Genomic DNA, 15,719 nt, shown 5'->3' with positions numbered 1-15,719 from the left:
ATGAAACTTAAAACAATGACACTAACAGCACTATTCGCGGCACTTTGTGTCATCGGCGGATTCATTAAAATACCGTCAGGCATCGGCTCATTAGCGCTCGACACCGTCCCTGCGTTGCTCGCGGCTTCCTTCTTGCCGCCTGCACTCGTCGGTTTCGCGTCGATGTCCGGACATATCGCATCTGCGATGTATGCAGGTTTTCCATTAGGACCGGTCCATGTGATGATCGCGATTGAAATGTTCCTTATTCTCTTCGTGTTCGCCCGCATGCACAAAGCGGGGCGTCACACGTGGAAATGGATTTTCTTTATAATCGCAAACGGTCTACTGGCACCGTTGCCACTAGCTCTTATCGTATCACCCGCATTTTTGCTAGCTGTCCTACCATCCATTCTATTAGCAACAATATTGAACGCAGCAGTAGCAATCATCGTCATGCCGGCACTCACGAAAGTGACGAAAGGCAGAATGGGCTTCACTAAATGAGAAACGCAATGGACATAGGAGGCGGCATCGTCGTCACGACGGACAATTCAGGCGGCATCGGCATGAAACCGGACGACATTGTAACTGCACCCGACCGCGTCACCGCCTACTTCGCAACACGCGTCGCCTTGCTCGAACAATGGACAGCCGGCGCGATTCCGTCCAGCATCCTCGTCCACAACTTCAGCGGACCAGACAGCTGGGAGCCATACGTCAAAGGAGTGGAGGATGTATTCCTCGAAGCGGACTATGAAGCACCATCAATTAGCGGCAGCACGGAATCCAACATGCACTTGCTTCAATCCGCGTTAGCTGTCACGATCATCGGCAAACGGATTACGGAAGAGACAACCGATGAACTCCACTGGTATATCTACGGCAAACCGCTAGTCGGCCATGAAGTACTAGAAAATAGAATTCAAATAGCTTCATTACATTTGATTAAACAAGCGATGGATAAAGGATTGATTCAACGAATATGGCCAGTAGGATCGGGTGGGATCCAGTCTGAATATCGGGAGCTAACGGGCGAGCCCGATTGTCTGATTCAAGCTGATGTGGACATTTACAAATCCGCAGGACCAGCGACGAGTGTGTTGATTGGTGTGAATGCTAATAGAGTAGAAGAAGCACAAAACCATTTTGGTGGAGAACTTCATAAGATCATAGTTATGTAAAAGCGATTCAACGCAGTAACATTATGCGTTGAATCGCTTTTGATTTTTTAGGCGATTTTATTGTCCTTTTCCCTCTTCTCCTACTAGAAAGTTGGCACTTAGTTGATTGGAGTGCAGAGCGGCGACTCCAGCGGAAATAACACAATCTGAAAGCCCCGCAGGAGCATGGTTTTTGCGACGAGGAGATTGAAGATGTGTCCGCGGAAAGCGTCCGCTCGGAACGGAGATCAACGTTCCTGTAGTCGTTCTTTTCATTGCCACAAACAAAATCATCGAAAAAGTATATCAAAACAAAAAAAGTCATTGACTGAATGCTCATTCATATCTTAGACTAAACAATAGAACATCGACAGAATCGATAAAATCTACTACACTATTCATAATCGTAACGAAATGGGAAGGAGACAACACACATGAATGCTTTACTAATCGCCAACTGGATATTATTTCTGGCAGTAGTCGCCTACGCCTTGGCTTTATTCACACACCTCATCACTACACGTGTCCAGTTCGTCAAACTAGGTCGCAAAGAAGAGTTTGACAGCAACGTATCGCGTCGGCTCAAAGCGGTATGGATAAACGTCTTCGGACAAAAGAAACTACTGAAAGACAAAAAGAGTGGTATGATCCACGTCATGTTCTTCTACGGATTCCTACTCGTCCAATTCGGTGCAATCGATCTCATCTGGAAAGGCTTGAAACCGGGATCGCATTTGCCGTTCGGACCAATCTACGGAGGATTTACGTTCTTCCAGGAAATCGTCGTTTTCATGATTCTCGTCGCAGTCGTCTGGGCATTCCATAGACGCTACGTCGAAAAACTTGTCCGTCTGAAGCGTGGATGGAAATCAGGACTCGTTCTTATTTTCATCGGACTGCTCATGATTTCAACACTCGTCGCAAACGGTGCGAACATGATCTGGCAAGGGCACGAAACGACGTGGACTGAACCGATGGCGTCTGCAATTGCAACCGCTTTCAGTTTCATGTCACCGACTGTTGCGGCAGTCGTGTTCTTCGTCGCTTGGTGGGTACACTTGCTGACACTGCTCACTTTCCTTGTGTACGTACCACAGTCAAAGCACGCCCACTTAATCGCAGGGCCGATAAATACGTATATGATGCGATTTGACCGCCGCGGGAAATTGGCACCGATCGACTTCGAAGCGCTTGAAGAAGTGGAAGACGAAGATGAAATGCCTGCACTTGGAGTAGGCAAGATTACAGATTTCACACAAAAACAGATGATTGACTTCTACGCGTGCGTGGAATGTGGTCGCTGTACGAATATGTGTCCAGCTACAGGGACAGGTAAAATGCTGTCTCCGATGGACTTAATTACAAAACTACGAGACAATTTGACGAATACAGGAGCGCTCGTTACAAAGAAACAGCCGTGGGTGCCGGCACCTGCTTTCCGTAACTCGAAAGGTAACCAGATCGCGCTTGCTGCAGGTCTTGAAGGCGCGACGATGGATGATATTTACAATCCATCTTTAATTGGCGATATTATTACGGAAGAAGAAATTTGGGCTTGTACGACTTGCCGTAACTGTGAGGACCAATGTCCCGTTATGAACGAGCACGTTGACAAAATCATCGATCTTCGCCGTTATCTCGTTATGACGGAAGGGAAGATGGATGCGGATGCACAGCGCGCGATGACGAACATCGAGCGTCAAGGAAATCCTTGGGGCATTAACCGAAAAGAGAAAGAAAACTGGCGTGACGCACGTCCGGATCTGAATATCCCGACCGTAAAGGAATTGAAGAAAGCGGACGAAGAATTTGAATACTTGTTATGGGTCGGTTCGATGGGTTCGTTTGACAACCGTTCACAGAAGATCGCTCTTTCATTCGCACATCTGATGAATGAAGCAGGCGTCAAATTCGCAATTCTTGGCAATAAAGAAAAGAACTCCGGAGATACACCGCGTCGAATAGGGAATGAATTCTTGTTCCAAGAACTAGCGACAGCAAACATTGCAGAATTCGAAAAGGCTGGCGTCACGAAAATCGTCACGATTGACCCGCACGCCTATAATATCTTCAAAAATGAGTATCCGGATTTCGGCTATAAAGCAGAAGTTCTGCATCATACCGAAATGTTGTATGACCTCGTCATGAAAGGGAAGTTGAAGCCAGTACATCCGATTAATGAAACGATTACGTTCCATGATTCATGCTACCTCGGCAGATATAACGATGTGTACGATCCACCACGTGAAATTCTCAGAGCGATTCCAGGCGTTAACTTAGTTGAAATGAAACGTAACCGCGAAGACGGCATGTGCTGTGGAGCGGGTGGCGGTCTCATGTGGATGGAAGAAGATACGGGGCATCGCGTCAACGTTGCGCGAACTGAACAGGCGATGGAAGTTAGCCCGGGAATCATCTCATCAGGTTGTCCGTATTGCTTGACGATGTTGTCTGACGGAACGAAGGCGATCGAAGTGGAAGAGACTGTCGGAACGTATGACATTGCTGAACTGCTTGAACGATCGATTTTCGGTGAAAACTTCCAGCCGGCTGTAGAAATGGAAGAAGAGCCGGTTGTACAGTAAACTTCATTTGCGACATTTCAGAAAAAACGTTATAATCAAATCAACAAGAAGCTTGATAGTTTTCAAGTTTCATAAAACAAAAAAGGGAGTCTTCGTACTCCCTTTTCTTTTAGTAGGACACTGAGCGAGCGTTCAGTCGCTTTTTTTCAGGTGAAATGAAAACGTTATCATTATCAATCTCAATTGGAGGAGATAGACATGAGTCAAACAGTCATCATCGATGGGGCACGTACACCTTTCGGCAAACTCGGAGGCGCTTTATCCACAAAAACAGCAAGTGACCTCGGCGCAATTGCGATTAAAGAAGCATTGAAACGAGCAGGCGTGAATGCAGAAGAGGTAGATGAAGTCATTATCGGAACCGTGTTGCAAGCGGGTCAAGGGCAAATTCCTTCCAGACAAGCGGCGACGAAAGCGGGATTGCCATGGTCGGTCAAAACGGAAACGATTAACAAAGTATGTGCATCTGGAATGCGCGCAGTAACACTCGGCGACCAGCTCATCCGACTTGGAGACGAAGAAGTCATCGTCGCAGGCGGTATGGAATCGATGTCAAACGCTCCATATTATTTACCAAAAGGCCGCTTCGGATTGAAGATGGGCGACACGCAACTTGTTGATGGCATGATTTACGACGGATTGTCATGTTCATTCTCACCGGACCGCGTTCATATGGGCACGTATGGCAATAAAACGGCAGAAGAATTCACGTTGACACGTGAACAGCAAGACGAATGGTCAGCTCGGAGTCATGAACGTGCACTTCAAGCGATTGACGACGGGAAGTTCGCCGAAGAGATTGTCGCTGTTGAAATCCCACAACGTAAAGGCGAAGCCGTTCAAGTAGATACGGACGAAGCGCCTCGCCGCGATACATCGCTTGAAGGGTTAGCGAAATTGCGTCCAGCATTCGGCAAAGACGGTACGATTACGGCAGGAAACGCGCCGGGCGTGAACGACGGTGCATGCGCGTTAGTTCTAATGAATGAAGAACGTGCTGAAAAAGAGGGCAAAAAGGTTCTCGCAACGATCCTCGGTCATGCGGAAGTGGCAATCGAACCGGAAAACTTCCCGCAAACACCGGGACTTGTCATTAATGCATTACTGAAAAAGACAGGTAAAACGTTAGAAGAAATTGACCTATTTGAAATAAATGAAGCATTCGCAGCTGTTGCACTTGCAAGCTCTCAAATCGCTGAACTGGATCCTGAGAAGGTTAACGTCAATGGTGGAGCAGTTGCACTCGGACACCCAATCGGCGCGAGTGGAGCACGCATCATTTTGACACTCGCTTACGAATTGAAACGCCGTGGTGGCGGTATCGGAATCGCATCCATCTGTTCAGGTGGCGGACAAGGCGACGCAATAATGATCGAAGTGAAATGATAATCGGGAGGCGAAACGAATGAATATCCAAAAAGTATTAGTTATCGGCGCGGGACAAATGGGCGGAGGCATCGCTCAAGTATGTGCGCAGGCCGGATTTGACGTGAAACTAAATGATATTAAAGAAGAATCCTATACAAAAGGCATTGGCATCATTACGAAGAATTTATTGCGCAGCGTCGAGAAAGAGCGGATGACAGAAGCGGAAATGGAAGCCACTCTTAGTCGCATTACGATGTCGCTCGATTTGAATGATGCATCAGACGTCGATATTATCATCGAAGCGGCAGTTGAAAATATGGACATTAAGAAATCTATTTTCGCGCAACTCGATTCAATCGCACCAGACCATGCAATTCTTGCGACGAATACTTCCTCATTGCCGATTACGGAAATCGCGGCTGCAACAAAGCGACCTGAAAACGTCATCGGCATGCATTTCATGAACCCGGTCCCAGTCATGAAACTCGTTGAAATTATCCGTGGCCTCGCCACTTCAGACGAAGTGTACAAATCGGTCGAAGATATGACGTACCAACTAGCTAAGACTCCTGTTGAAGTGAATGACTACCCAGGATTTGTCGCAAACCGTATTTTGATGCCAATGATCAACGAAGCAATTTACACATTGTATGAAGGTGTTGCGACGGTTGATGCGATAGACGAAGTGATGAAGCTTGGCATGAATCATCCGATGGGGCCGTTGCAGCTCGCAGATTTTATTGGACTTGACACGTGCCTGTACATTATGGAAACGCTGCACGAAGGATTCGCCGATTCCAAATACCGTCCATGTCCGTTGCTCAGAAAATACGTCAACGCAGGATGGCTCGGCAAGAAATCCGGTCGCGGCTTTTATGAATATAGCTGATTGTCATAGTTCGATAGTCATGAAATGGTGATATAAACTTCTATTCGATCGATATATACAATTATCCGATCGATAAAAACATCTATTCAAACGATATACACAATTATTCAATCGATAAAACCGAGAACGAGCGAACGAAGCGCTGCATCTCAAGTAAAGGGGCTAAACTTAATGGATTTACATTTCACCGAAGAACAACAGATGATGCGCACAATGGTGAGGGATTTTGCGAAGTGTGAAATCGAGCCGTTCATTCCAAGGATGGAAGCAGGGGAGTTCCCACGCGAAATTTTGACGAAAATGGGCGAACTCGGCCTCATGGGCATTACCGTTCCTGAAAAATACGGTGGTTCGGAAATGGACTTCGTATCCTATATTATCGCCATCCATGAACTATCGAAAGTGAGCGCGGTCGTTGGCGTCATCCTTTCCGTTCATACATCCGTCGGCACAAATCCAATCATGTATTTTGGTAACGACGAGCAAAAAGACCGTTACTTGCCGAAAATGGCATCAGGCGAATTCATCGGTGCATTCTGTCTGACAGAACCTTCATCAGGATCCGACGCGGGTTCATTGAAAACGAAAGCTGTGAAAAAAGACGATCACTACGTGCTGAACGGCTCGAAAGTGTTCATTACTAACGGTGGAGAAGCAGACGTCTACATCGTTTTCGCATCAACTGATCCGTCAAAAGGGACATACGGCATATCAGCATTCATCGTCGATAAAAATACACCTGGGCTCATCATAGGAAAAGACGAAGAAAAGATGGGTCTTCACGGATCGCGCACTGTGCAATTGACGTTCGAAGATATGAAAGTGCCCGCGAACAATCTGCTTGGTGAAGAAGGAGAAGGCTTCAAAATCGCAATGGCGAACTTGGATGTCGGCCGCATCGGCATCGCAGCCCAATCACTCGGTATCGCAGAAGCCGCACTCGAAGCGGCAACGGGATATGCAAAAGAGCGAATCCAATTCGGTAAACCAATCGTCGCAAACCAAGGAGTCGGCTTCAAACTCGCAGACATGGGAACCGCTGCAGAAGCGGCAAGACTCCTCGTCTACCGCGCCGCGCAACTACGCGCTGAAAACAAACCATGCGGCAAGGAAGCGTCCATGGCCAAACTATTCGCCTCCCAAACCGCGATGGACAACGCCATCGAAGCCGTCCAAGTATTAGGCGGCTACGGCTACACAGAAGACTACCCCGTCGAACGCTATTTCCGCGACGCCAAAGTATGCCAAATCTACGAAGGCACAAGCGAAATCCAGCGCATCGTCATTAGCAAACACTTGACGAAATAAGAACTTTTAACGGAGGCTATAGAGCGGATTTCAGAAGAGGGCAATTTTACGGGCGCGACACCACTGTTTACGGGCGCACGACCCGCTTTTACGGGCGCGACACCACTGTTTATGGGCGCACGGCCCTCTTTTACGGGCGCGACACCACTGTTTACGAGCGCACGCCCCGCTTTTACGAGCGCGGCTCCGCTGTTTACGGGCGCACGCCCCGCTTTTACGAGCGGGGCTCCACTGTTTACGGGCGCGCGACCCGCTTTTACGAGCGCGGCTCCACTGTTTACGGGCGCACGCCCCGCTTTTACGAGCGCGGCTCAACTGTTTACGGGCGCACGACCTGCTTTTACGGGCGCGACACCAATGTTTACGGGCGCACAATCCGCGACATTGAACATGCAGGACTATGCACGGAGCTTCAACAATTTTTAAATTTATTCATAAGCCAAGGAGGAAACAATAATGGATTTCAAACTATCTGAAGAACATGAAATGATTCGTAAAATGGTACGCGACTTTGCGGTGAAAGAGGTTGCACCTACAGCAGCTGAACGTGATGAGGAAGAACGATTCGATATGGATATTTTCAAGAAAATGGCTGAGCTTGGCTTAACAGGTATTCCTTGGCCGGAAGAATACGGCGGAATCGGTAGCGACTATCTTGCGTACGTCATCGCGGTTGAAGAGTTGTCACGCGTTTGTGCGTCGACAGGTGTTACGCTTTCTGCACATACTTCACTCGCAGGATGGCCGGTATTCAAGTACGGTACGGAAGAACAGAAACAGAAATACCTTCGTCCGATGGCGGAAGGAACGAAGATTGGTGCATACGGTTTGACTGAACCAGGATCAGGATCTGACGCTGGCGGCATGCGCACAACGGCGAAGCTGGATGGCGATGACTATGTACTAAACGGCTCAAAGATTTTTATTACAAACGGCGGTATCGCTGATATTTATATTGTTTTCGCAGTGACTGACCCGGAATCAAAGCATAAAGGTACAAGTGCATTTATCGTAGAAGCAGACTTCCCTGGTTTCTCTGTCGGTAAAAAGGAGAAGAAACTTGGCATTCGTTCATCACCTACAACGGAAATTATGTTCGACAACTGCCGCGTTCCAAAAGAGAATCTTCTTGGTGAGGAAGGCGAAGGATTCATTATCGCAATGAAAACACTTGACGGAGGACGTAACGGTATAGCGGCGCAAGCAGTCGGGATCGCGCAAGGCGCACTTGACGCTTCCGTCGATTACGCGAAAGAGCGTGTCCAATTTGGTAAACCGATCGCAGCAAACCAAGGTGTCGGTTTCAAACTAGCTGATATGGCGACAGCAACAGAAGCATCCCGTCTATTGACATACCAAGCTGCTTGGCTCGAATCAAACAACTTGCCGTACGGAAAAGCGTCTGCGATGGCAAAACTGATGGCAGGAGACACAGCGATGAAAGTGACGACGGAAGCTGTTCAAGTTTACGGAGGCTACGGCTACACGAAAGACTATCCGGTCGAGCGCTACATGCGCGATGCGAAGATTACGCAAATTTATGAGGGAACGCAGGAAATCCAGCGGCTCGTCATCTCCCGCATGCTAACTAAATAATCGGGGGTGCACTATGGATCTAAAGCATGAAGTGAAATCATCGGTCAAAGATGAAAACCTCATTGAAAAACGGCGTGAGCAAATTATTGAAGGTGCTGTCAAACTGTTCAAGGAAAAAGGATTTCACCGTGCGACAACGAGGGAAATCGCGAAAGCGGCAGGCTTCAGCATCGGCACACTCTATGAATACATCCGAACAAAAGAGGACGTCCTCTACCTTGTTTGTGACAGTATTTACAATGAAGTGCAGAGCCGCCTGTCCAATGCGCTCGACCAGGAAGGGACTGTTGAGGGGCTGCGTCTCGCCATCGGAACATACTTCCGTCTGATCGATGATATGTCCGATGAATTCGTCGTCATGTACCAGGAATCGAAATCGTTGCCGAAAGACGCACTTGAATATGTAACGAACAAAGAGATGGAAATGGTCGCCTTGTTTAAGAATTTAATTCATAAATGCGTAACAGCCGGTGAAATGCGCATCACAGAAGATGCGGTCGATATGGCTGCACACCATCTCGTCGTCCAAGGTCAAATGTGGGCATTCAGAAGATGGGCAATCCGCAGTTCATACTCAATCGACGATTTCATCTGCCTACAAACCGATCAACTACTGAACGGACTCGTAAAACGAATTGTGTCGGTACCTGTGTGAAGCACATTTATGACAATTTATACATTTGCATAAAAATACGCAATATAGAAGGTGAGTGTTTATAATTAAGTCTTTCTGTCCTTGTAATATACAATTGTAGTTAATAATCTGAATTGAGCGTTGCACAGGTACCTGTAAAAAATAGAAGGGGTGTGGGGTAAGTGGAGATAGTGGAGATTTATAAACCGAAGAATCATGTGCGTTTTGTGACGGCTTCGAGTCTTTTTGATGGCCACGATGCGTCCATTAATATTATGAGACGGATTTTGCAGTCGACGGGCGCGGAAGTTATTCATTTGGGGCATAACCGGTCTGTTGAAGAGGTTGTCAATGCGGCAATTCAGGAAGATGTGCAGGGAATTGCGATTTCTTCTTATCAGGGCGGACACGTAGAGTATTTTAAATATATGCATGATTTGTTACAAGAAAGAGGCGCTCCGCATATTCGTATTTATGGCGGTGGTGGCGGTGTTATTTTACCGAAGGAAATTAAAGAACTGCACGACTACGGCATCGCGTGGATCTTCTCACCGGAAGACGGGCGCAAGATGGGTCTTCAAGGGATGATCAACCGGATGGTGGAAGAATGTGATTTCCTCACTGAAAAAGAGGATGAACTTGCGAATCTTCAACATGTGAGTACAGATCGTCCAGAAGTGCTTGCGAATTTGGTTACATATGCAGAAGAAATGTATAACAAGGACAATCCGGAAGTGAAAGCGTTCATGGAACAAGCGAGATCGATGTCCAAACAGACACCTGTGCTTGGTATTACAGGAACGGGTGGAGCGGGAAAGAGTTCGTTAACGGATGAGCTAATTCGTAGGTTTCTTCGGGAGCTGCCGGACAAAAAGGTTGCAATCCTGTCAATTGACCCGACAAAACAGAAAACGGGCGGAGCACTTCTAGGTGACCGTATTCGTATGAACGCGATTTTTAACAAACGCGTCTACATGCGGAGCCTTGCGACACGTGGTTCACGTTCGGAATTATCCGGAGCGATCAAAGACGTATTGGACGTCGTGAAAACGGCAGGATTTGACTTGATCATCGTGGAAACGAGCGGTATCGGGCAAGGGGATGCGCAAATTACGGAAGTGTCAGACGTGTCGATGTACGTTATGACAAGTGAATTCGGCGCGCCGACACAACTTGAAAAAATCGATATGATCGACTTTGCAGATCTAATCGTCATTAATAAATTTGAGCGTAAAGGATCTGAAGATGCGCGTAATCAAGTGCAGAAACAGTATCAACGCAGTCATCTTTTATTCGATAAAGAATTGGACTCAATGCCTGTCTACGGTACAATCGCTAGCCAATTCAACGACAAAGGGACGAACTCACTTTTCGCTGCGCTCGTTTCGAAGTTGAATGAAAAGTGTGCTCTAGACTGGGAGACTTCCTACGAAGATTTCATCAAAACGCAAAAACAAAACGTCATTATTCCGAATGACCGTTCACATTACTTACGTGAAATCGCGTCGACAATCCGCGATTACCATAAGAAATCCGGACAGCAAGTTGACCTTGCGCGCCGCTTATTCCAACTGGAAGGGGCAATTGAAGCTGTTCAAGAACAAAATCTGGACAATGCGCTCATAACGTCCCTGGAATCTCTGGCGGAAGGCGTACGTGATGAACTATCTGCTGAATCAAAACGGATTCTCAACAACTGGAATACGCTGCAGGAATCATATGCAGGCGACGAATTCGTCACAAAAGTTCGTGATAAGGAACTACGTACAATTTTGACGACAACGAGTCTGTCAGGACTTAAAATTCCTAGAGTCTCCTTGCCGAAGTTCAAAGATTACGGTGAAATCCTCCGCTGGGTATACAAAGAGAACGTCCCGGGGTCATTCCCGTATACGGCAGGCGTATTCCCGTTCAAACGTGTCGGCGAAGATCCGAAACGTCAATTCGCAGGGGAAGGTACGCCAGAACGGACGAACCGTCGCTTCCATTACTTGTCGAAAGATGATGATGCAAAACGGCTATCGACGGCATTCGACTCGGTAACACTTTACGGTGAAGACCCTGACGAACGTCCAGATATTTACGGGAAAGTCGGCGAATCGGGCGTCAGCATCTGTACGCTTGAAGATATGAAGAAGCTGTATGACGGTTTTGATCTATGTGCGCCATCTACATCCGTATCAATGACGATTAACGGACCTGCGCCGATTATCCTTGCAATGTTCATGAACACCGCAGTCGATCAGCAAGTGAAGTTAAAAGAAGAAGAACTTGGACGCGTCCTTACTGTGGAAGAGTTCACAGAAGTGCGCGATATGACGATTCAAGTCGTACGCGGCACCGTCCAGGCGGATATTCTAAAAGAAGACCAAGGTCAAAATACGTGCATTTTCTCGACGGAATTCGCACTTCGTATGATGGGTGACATCCAGCAGTACTTCATTGACAAGAAAGTACGTAATTACTATTCTGTATCGATTTCCGGTTATCACATCGCAGAGGCGGGAGCGAATCCGATTTCGCAACTAGCGTTTACACTGTCGAACGGCTTCACGTATGTAGAATATTACTTAAGCCGTGGCATGAATATCGATGATTTTGCACCAAATCTATCCTTCTTCTTCTCAAACGGACTCGATCCGGAATATACGGTTATCGGTCGTGTGGCGAGACGAATTTGGGCGGTCGCAATGCGCGAGAAATATGGCGCAAACGAACGCAGCCAGAAATTGAAATATCATGTCCAGACTTCAGGGCGCAGTTTGCATGCGCAGGAAATCGATTTCAACGATATCCGTACGACGCTTCAAGCACTTATGGCATTGCAAGATAACTGTAACTCGCTCCACACGAATGCATATGACGAAGCGATTACGACTCCGACGGAAGAATCTGTGCGCCGCGCGATGGCGATTCAGATGATCATTACGAAAGAACACGGACTATCGAAGAATGAAAATCCGATCCAAGGTTCGTTCATTATCGAAGAACTAACAGATCTCGTCGAAGAATCCGTGCTACAAGAATTCGATAAACTAAATGACCGTGGTGGCGTATTAGGTTCAATGGAAACGCAATATCAGCGCGGTAAAATCCAAGAAGAATCGATGCACTACGAAATGAAAAAACACTCGGGTGAGCTGCCAATCATCGGTGTAAACACGTATTTGAACCCGAATCCGCCATCTGAAGAAGACATCGATAATATGGAAATCGCCCGTGCAACACAGGAAGAGAAGCAGACACAAATTACGAACTTGCGAGCATTCCAGACGAAGCACGACGACATTGCGGCGGATGCTTTACGCAAGCTCCAACAAGTCGCGGTATCAGGCGGCAACATTTTTGAAGAATTAATGGATACAGTGAAAGTGGCGAGTCTTGGACAGATTACAAATGCGCTGTATGAAGTCGGCGGCCAGTACAGAAGGAATATGTAATATCAATTCGAACGCTCTCTCGGGGGCGTTCTTTTCAGAAGCTCAAAAAGATTTTGACATTCATTCGATAAAAATGGTTTGTTAGTGGATTTTACGCAAGTGTCACACGTATAATGGATAGAATAGTAGGAGAGAGGTGTGGGGATGAAACTGTATCAGCATGTTTTGATTATCGGAATCATTCTCCTCCTCGTCTATTTCCTATACGACGAAGGTTTTGGCGCGATTCCTTTTTCAATAGCATCCGTATATCTTGGGTATTTGAGCCTAAAAGAATTCCAACGGTTCAAGCAGAGTAAAAGAGGGTAGCATAAAGGGCACTTCATTGTATATAATGATAAGTATGCTTTTGTTCAGAGAAAGGACGTGCGTTGAATGAACATAAAAGAATTAAGTAGAGAAGAACTTCTGGAAGAATCTTGGATTGATATCGCTTATGCCATATTAACAGACAGACGTGACCCATTGACGCTTAAAGAATTAATGGATGAAATCCGTGAACTGACAGGATTATCAGAAAAGCAGATGAAAGACAGATTGCCACAGTTTTACACAGATATGAATATCGATGGCCGTTTCCTTGCAATCAATGACAATCGTTGGGGATTGCGTGAATGGTATCCAGTCGATCAGATCGAAGAAGAAACAGCTCCAGTCGTCAAAGTACGCAAAAAGAAAAAGAAGAAAAAAGCGTATGACGACGATGACGAGGATGAAGACGAGGACGACGATGAAGTCGAAGAGGACGAGCTATTTGACGAAGGATTCGACGAAATCGATGACGAAGATGATGATGAAGACGACGATGACGATGAAGAAGAGGAAGAAATCATTGAAATCGATGTAGATCTTGTCGAAGACGATGATGAGCTTGAAATCATCCCTGATGAAGAACTCGACGATGAAGAAGATGACGAGGAAGAAGAAGACGAAGAAGAACTTTAATTCCACTGAGAAACTATTTTCTTGACATCGGGCGTCTTAGGATTTAAGCTTCTATTTGGGCTCCTTGAATAAGGACACATGAATCCGTGTATACGCGCTCCTTTTGTAGATAGACTACAGTGGAGCGCTTTTTTTAATTCGTTCAAATGACTGGAATAACCCCCAATAAAAAGGAGGAATTTTACATGACAAAATATATCTTTGTAACCGGTGGAGTCGTTTCATCACTTGGAAAGGGCATCAACGCCGCATCCCTCGGTCGACTATTGAAAAGCAGAGGCCTCCAAGTAACAAACCAAAAATTCGATCCATATATAAATATCGATCCTAGAATGATGAGTCCTTATCAGCACGGAGAAGTTTTCGTCACTGAAGACGGCGCTGAAACGGATCTCGACATTGGTCACTATGAGCGTTTTATTGACATAAAATGTAACAGATACTCAAACGTTACGATGGGGAAAGTGTATTCCTCTGTCCTTAGGAAAGAACGCCGCGGCGAATACAAAGGGGCAACTGTCCAAGTAATCCCGCACATTACGAATGAAATTAAAAGCCTTATCAAACGGGCTGGACAAGAAACGAACGCAGACGTCGTCATTACTGAAATTGGCGGCAGCGTCGGTGATATTGAATCCCTTCCATACCTTGAAGCGATTCGTCAGTTGAAGACAGATCTTGGTAAAAATGATGTTATGTACATTCACAACACACTCATTCCTTATTTACATGCTGCCGGTGAAATGAAAACAAAACCGACACAGCATAGTGTTAAAGAATTGCGCGGACTCGGCATCCAACCAAATATGATCGTCGTTCGAAGCGAATACCCTGTACCGCAGGAAATGAAAGATAAAATTGCGTTGTTCTGTAACATCAAACCTGAAGAAGTAATTGAAGCGCTGGACGTTGAAACGTTATACGAAGTGCCAATCCGTCTTCACGCACAAAACATGGACAAGATTGTCGTCGACTTCCTTGACTTGCAAACGGAAGAACCAGATCTTACTGAAATTCATGAACTAGTGAACCGTGTGAGTCATCTGTCACGCAAAGTGAAAATTGCGCTCGTCGGTAAATATGTAGAACTTCAGGATGCATACATTTCCGCAGTCGAAGCGTTCCGCCACGCGGGCTATGAGTTCGATACGGACATCGCATTCGACTGGATTAATTCAGAAGAAGTGACTGCGGAAAACGCAGAAGAGATATTAAAAGAAGCAGACGGCATTTTCGTACCAGGTGGCTTCGGTGATCGTGGTATCGAGGGTAAAATCGAAGCAATCCATTATGCACGTACGCATAATGTGCCATTTTTCGGAATTGGACTCGGCATGCAACTAGCAGCTGTCGAATTCGCGCGTGACGTTATCGGTCTAACAGATGCTCATTCCGCTGAATTTGACAACGAAACAGAAAACCAAGTCATTGAAAATAATCATGACTATGATGCTAATGCGGATATTGACCAAGCGAGTGGGGACATGCGTCTAGGTGCACATCCTTGTAAATTGGTTGAAGGGACAAAAGCACAACTTGCTTACAATGACGAATTGGTGTACGAACGCCATCGCCACCGTTTCGAATTCAACAATATTTACCGTGAACAGTTTGAAGAAGCGGGCATGATCGTTTCAGGAGAAAGCCCAGACGGCCACCTCGTTGAAATTATCGAGTTGAAAGATCATCCATTCTTCATGGGAACACAATTCCACCCAGAATTTGCTTCCCGTCCAACGCGTCCACAACCGTTGATCCGCGAATTCATCCGCGCGGCACTCGGCAATCAACAAGCTTAATAACAAAACGGCA

Annotated in this window: 12 protein-coding genes; all 12 read left to right on the top strand. The window is 46.4% G+C overall.

Annotation, left to right across the window (positions count from 1 at the left end):
- The 12 genes from H9649_RS08785 to H9649_RS08730 all read left to right on the top strand — a co-directional run bounded on the left by H9649_RS08785 (position 1) and on the right by H9649_RS08730 (position 15,706).
- The gene (locus H9649_RS08785) at positions 1-486 is read left to right on the top strand and encodes an ECF transporter S component (protein ID WP_191694361.1); all 486 of its coding nucleotides are present in this window, start codon (positions 1-3) and stop codon (positions 484-486) included.
- Complete coding sequence (locus H9649_RS08780) at positions 483-1,163, top strand: hypothetical protein (RefSeq protein ID WP_191694360.1); 681 nt, start codon at positions 483-485, stop codon at positions 1,161-1,163. The genes H9649_RS08785 and H9649_RS08780 overlap by 4 nt, the downstream gene beginning before the upstream one ends.
- A gap of 413 nt (positions 1,164-1,576) precedes the next feature.
- Positions 1,577-3,727, top strand: a complete 2,151-nt coding sequence (locus H9649_RS08775; protein ID WP_191694359.1) for a heterodisulfide reductase-related iron-sulfur binding cluster — start codon at positions 1,577-1,579, stop codon at positions 3,725-3,727.
- Between the two features lie 198 nt (positions 3,728-3,925).
- Entirely contained in the window at positions 3,926-5,113 is a 1,188-nt protein-coding gene (locus tag H9649_RS08770; protein ID WP_191694358.1) for an acetyl-CoA C-acetyltransferase, read from the top strand.
- 19 nt (positions 5,114-5,132) lie between these two features.
- Positions 5,133-5,984, top strand: coding sequence for a 3-hydroxybutyryl-CoA dehydrogenase (locus H9649_RS08765; protein WP_191694357.1), 852 nt, complete (start codon positions 5,133-5,135; stop codon positions 5,982-5,984).
- A gap of 171 nt (positions 5,985-6,155) precedes the next feature.
- Positions 6,156-7,292: an acyl-CoA dehydrogenase gene (locus H9649_RS08760; protein WP_191694356.1), complete on the top strand. Its 1,137-nt coding sequence runs from the start codon at positions 6,156-6,158 to the stop codon at positions 7,290-7,292.
- A gap of 456 nt (positions 7,293-7,748) precedes the next feature.
- On the top strand, positions 7,749-8,888 hold the full coding sequence (locus H9649_RS08755; protein ID WP_191694355.1) for an acyl-CoA dehydrogenase: 1,140 nt from the start codon (positions 7,749-7,751) through the stop codon (positions 8,886-8,888).
- Positions 8,889-8,901: 13 nt separating this feature from the next.
- Positions 8,902-9,543 carry a TetR/AcrR family transcriptional regulator gene (locus tag H9649_RS08750; protein WP_191694354.1) on the top strand — a complete coding sequence of 214 codons (642 nt, stop codon included), beginning with the start codon at positions 8,902-8,904 and terminating at the stop codon, positions 9,541-9,543.
- A gap of 161 nt (positions 9,544-9,704) precedes the next feature.
- The gene (gene icmF, locus H9649_RS08745; RefSeq protein WP_191694353.1) at positions 9,705-12,962 is read left to right on the top strand and encodes a fused isobutyryl-CoA mutase/GTPase IcmF; all 3,258 of its coding nucleotides are present in this window, start codon (positions 9,705-9,707) and stop codon (positions 12,960-12,962) included.
- 144 nt (positions 12,963-13,106) lie between these two features.
- A complete protein-coding gene (locus H9649_RS08740) occupies positions 13,107-13,271 on the top strand; it encodes a hypothetical protein (RefSeq protein WP_191694352.1) in 165 nt (54 codons plus the stop codon).
- Positions 13,272-13,337: 66 nt separating this feature from the next.
- Entirely contained in the window at positions 13,338-13,907 is a 570-nt protein-coding gene (gene rpoE / locus H9649_RS08735; protein WP_191694351.1) for a DNA-directed RNA polymerase subunit delta, read from the top strand.
- A gap of 185 nt (positions 13,908-14,092) precedes the next feature.
- Positions 14,093-15,706, top strand: a complete 1,614-nt coding sequence (locus H9649_RS08730) for a CTP synthase (RefSeq protein WP_191694350.1) — start codon at positions 14,093-14,095, stop codon at positions 15,704-15,706.
- Positions 15,707-15,719: the final 13 nt, after the last annotated feature.

Source organism: Sporosarcina quadrami, assembly GCF_014836615.1.
In the GTDB taxonomy this organism is placed as follows: domain Bacteria; phylum Bacillota; class Bacilli; order Bacillales_A; family Planococcaceae; genus Sporosarcina; species Sporosarcina quadrami.
Note: the sequence above shows the minus strand (reverse complement) of the source record. Positions and strands in the feature narration are given on the sequence as shown.

Excerpts from the sequence above, each read along its gene's own strand:
- H9649_RS08785 (WP_191694361.1), top strand. The coding sequence starts at position 1 with ATGAAACTTAAAACAATGACACTAACAGCACTATTCGCGGCACTTTGT.
- H9649_RS08780 (WP_191694360.1), top strand. The coding sequence starts at position 483 with ATGAGAAACGCAATGGACATAGGAGGCGGCATCGTCGTCACGACGGAC.
- H9649_RS08775 (WP_191694359.1), top strand. The coding sequence starts at position 1,577 with ATGAATGCTTTACTAATCGCCAACTGGATATTATTTCTGGCAGTAGTC.
- H9649_RS08770 (WP_191694358.1), top strand. The coding sequence starts at position 3,926 with ATGAGTCAAACAGTCATCATCGATGGGGCACGTACACCTTTCGGCAAA.
- H9649_RS08765 (WP_191694357.1), top strand. The coding sequence starts at position 5,133 with ATGAATATCCAAAAAGTATTAGTTATCGGCGCGGGACAAATGGGCGGA.
- H9649_RS08760 (WP_191694356.1), top strand. The coding sequence starts at position 6,156 with ATGGATTTACATTTCACCGAAGAACAACAGATGATGCGCACAATGGTG.
- H9649_RS08755 (WP_191694355.1), top strand. The coding sequence starts at position 7,749 with ATGGATTTCAAACTATCTGAAGAACATGAAATGATTCGTAAAATGGTA.
- H9649_RS08750 (WP_191694354.1), top strand. The coding sequence starts at position 8,902 with ATGGATCTAAAGCATGAAGTGAAATCATCGGTCAAAGATGAAAACCTC.
- H9649_RS08740 (WP_191694352.1), top strand. The coding sequence starts at position 13,107 with ATGAAACTGTATCAGCATGTTTTGATTATCGGAATCATTCTCCTCCTC.
- rpoE (WP_191694351.1), top strand. The coding sequence starts at position 13,338 with ATGAACATAAAAGAATTAAGTAGAGAAGAACTTCTGGAAGAATCTTGG.
- H9649_RS08730 (WP_191694350.1), top strand. The coding sequence starts at position 14,093 with ATGACAAAATATATCTTTGTAACCGGTGGAGTCGTTTCATCACTTGGA.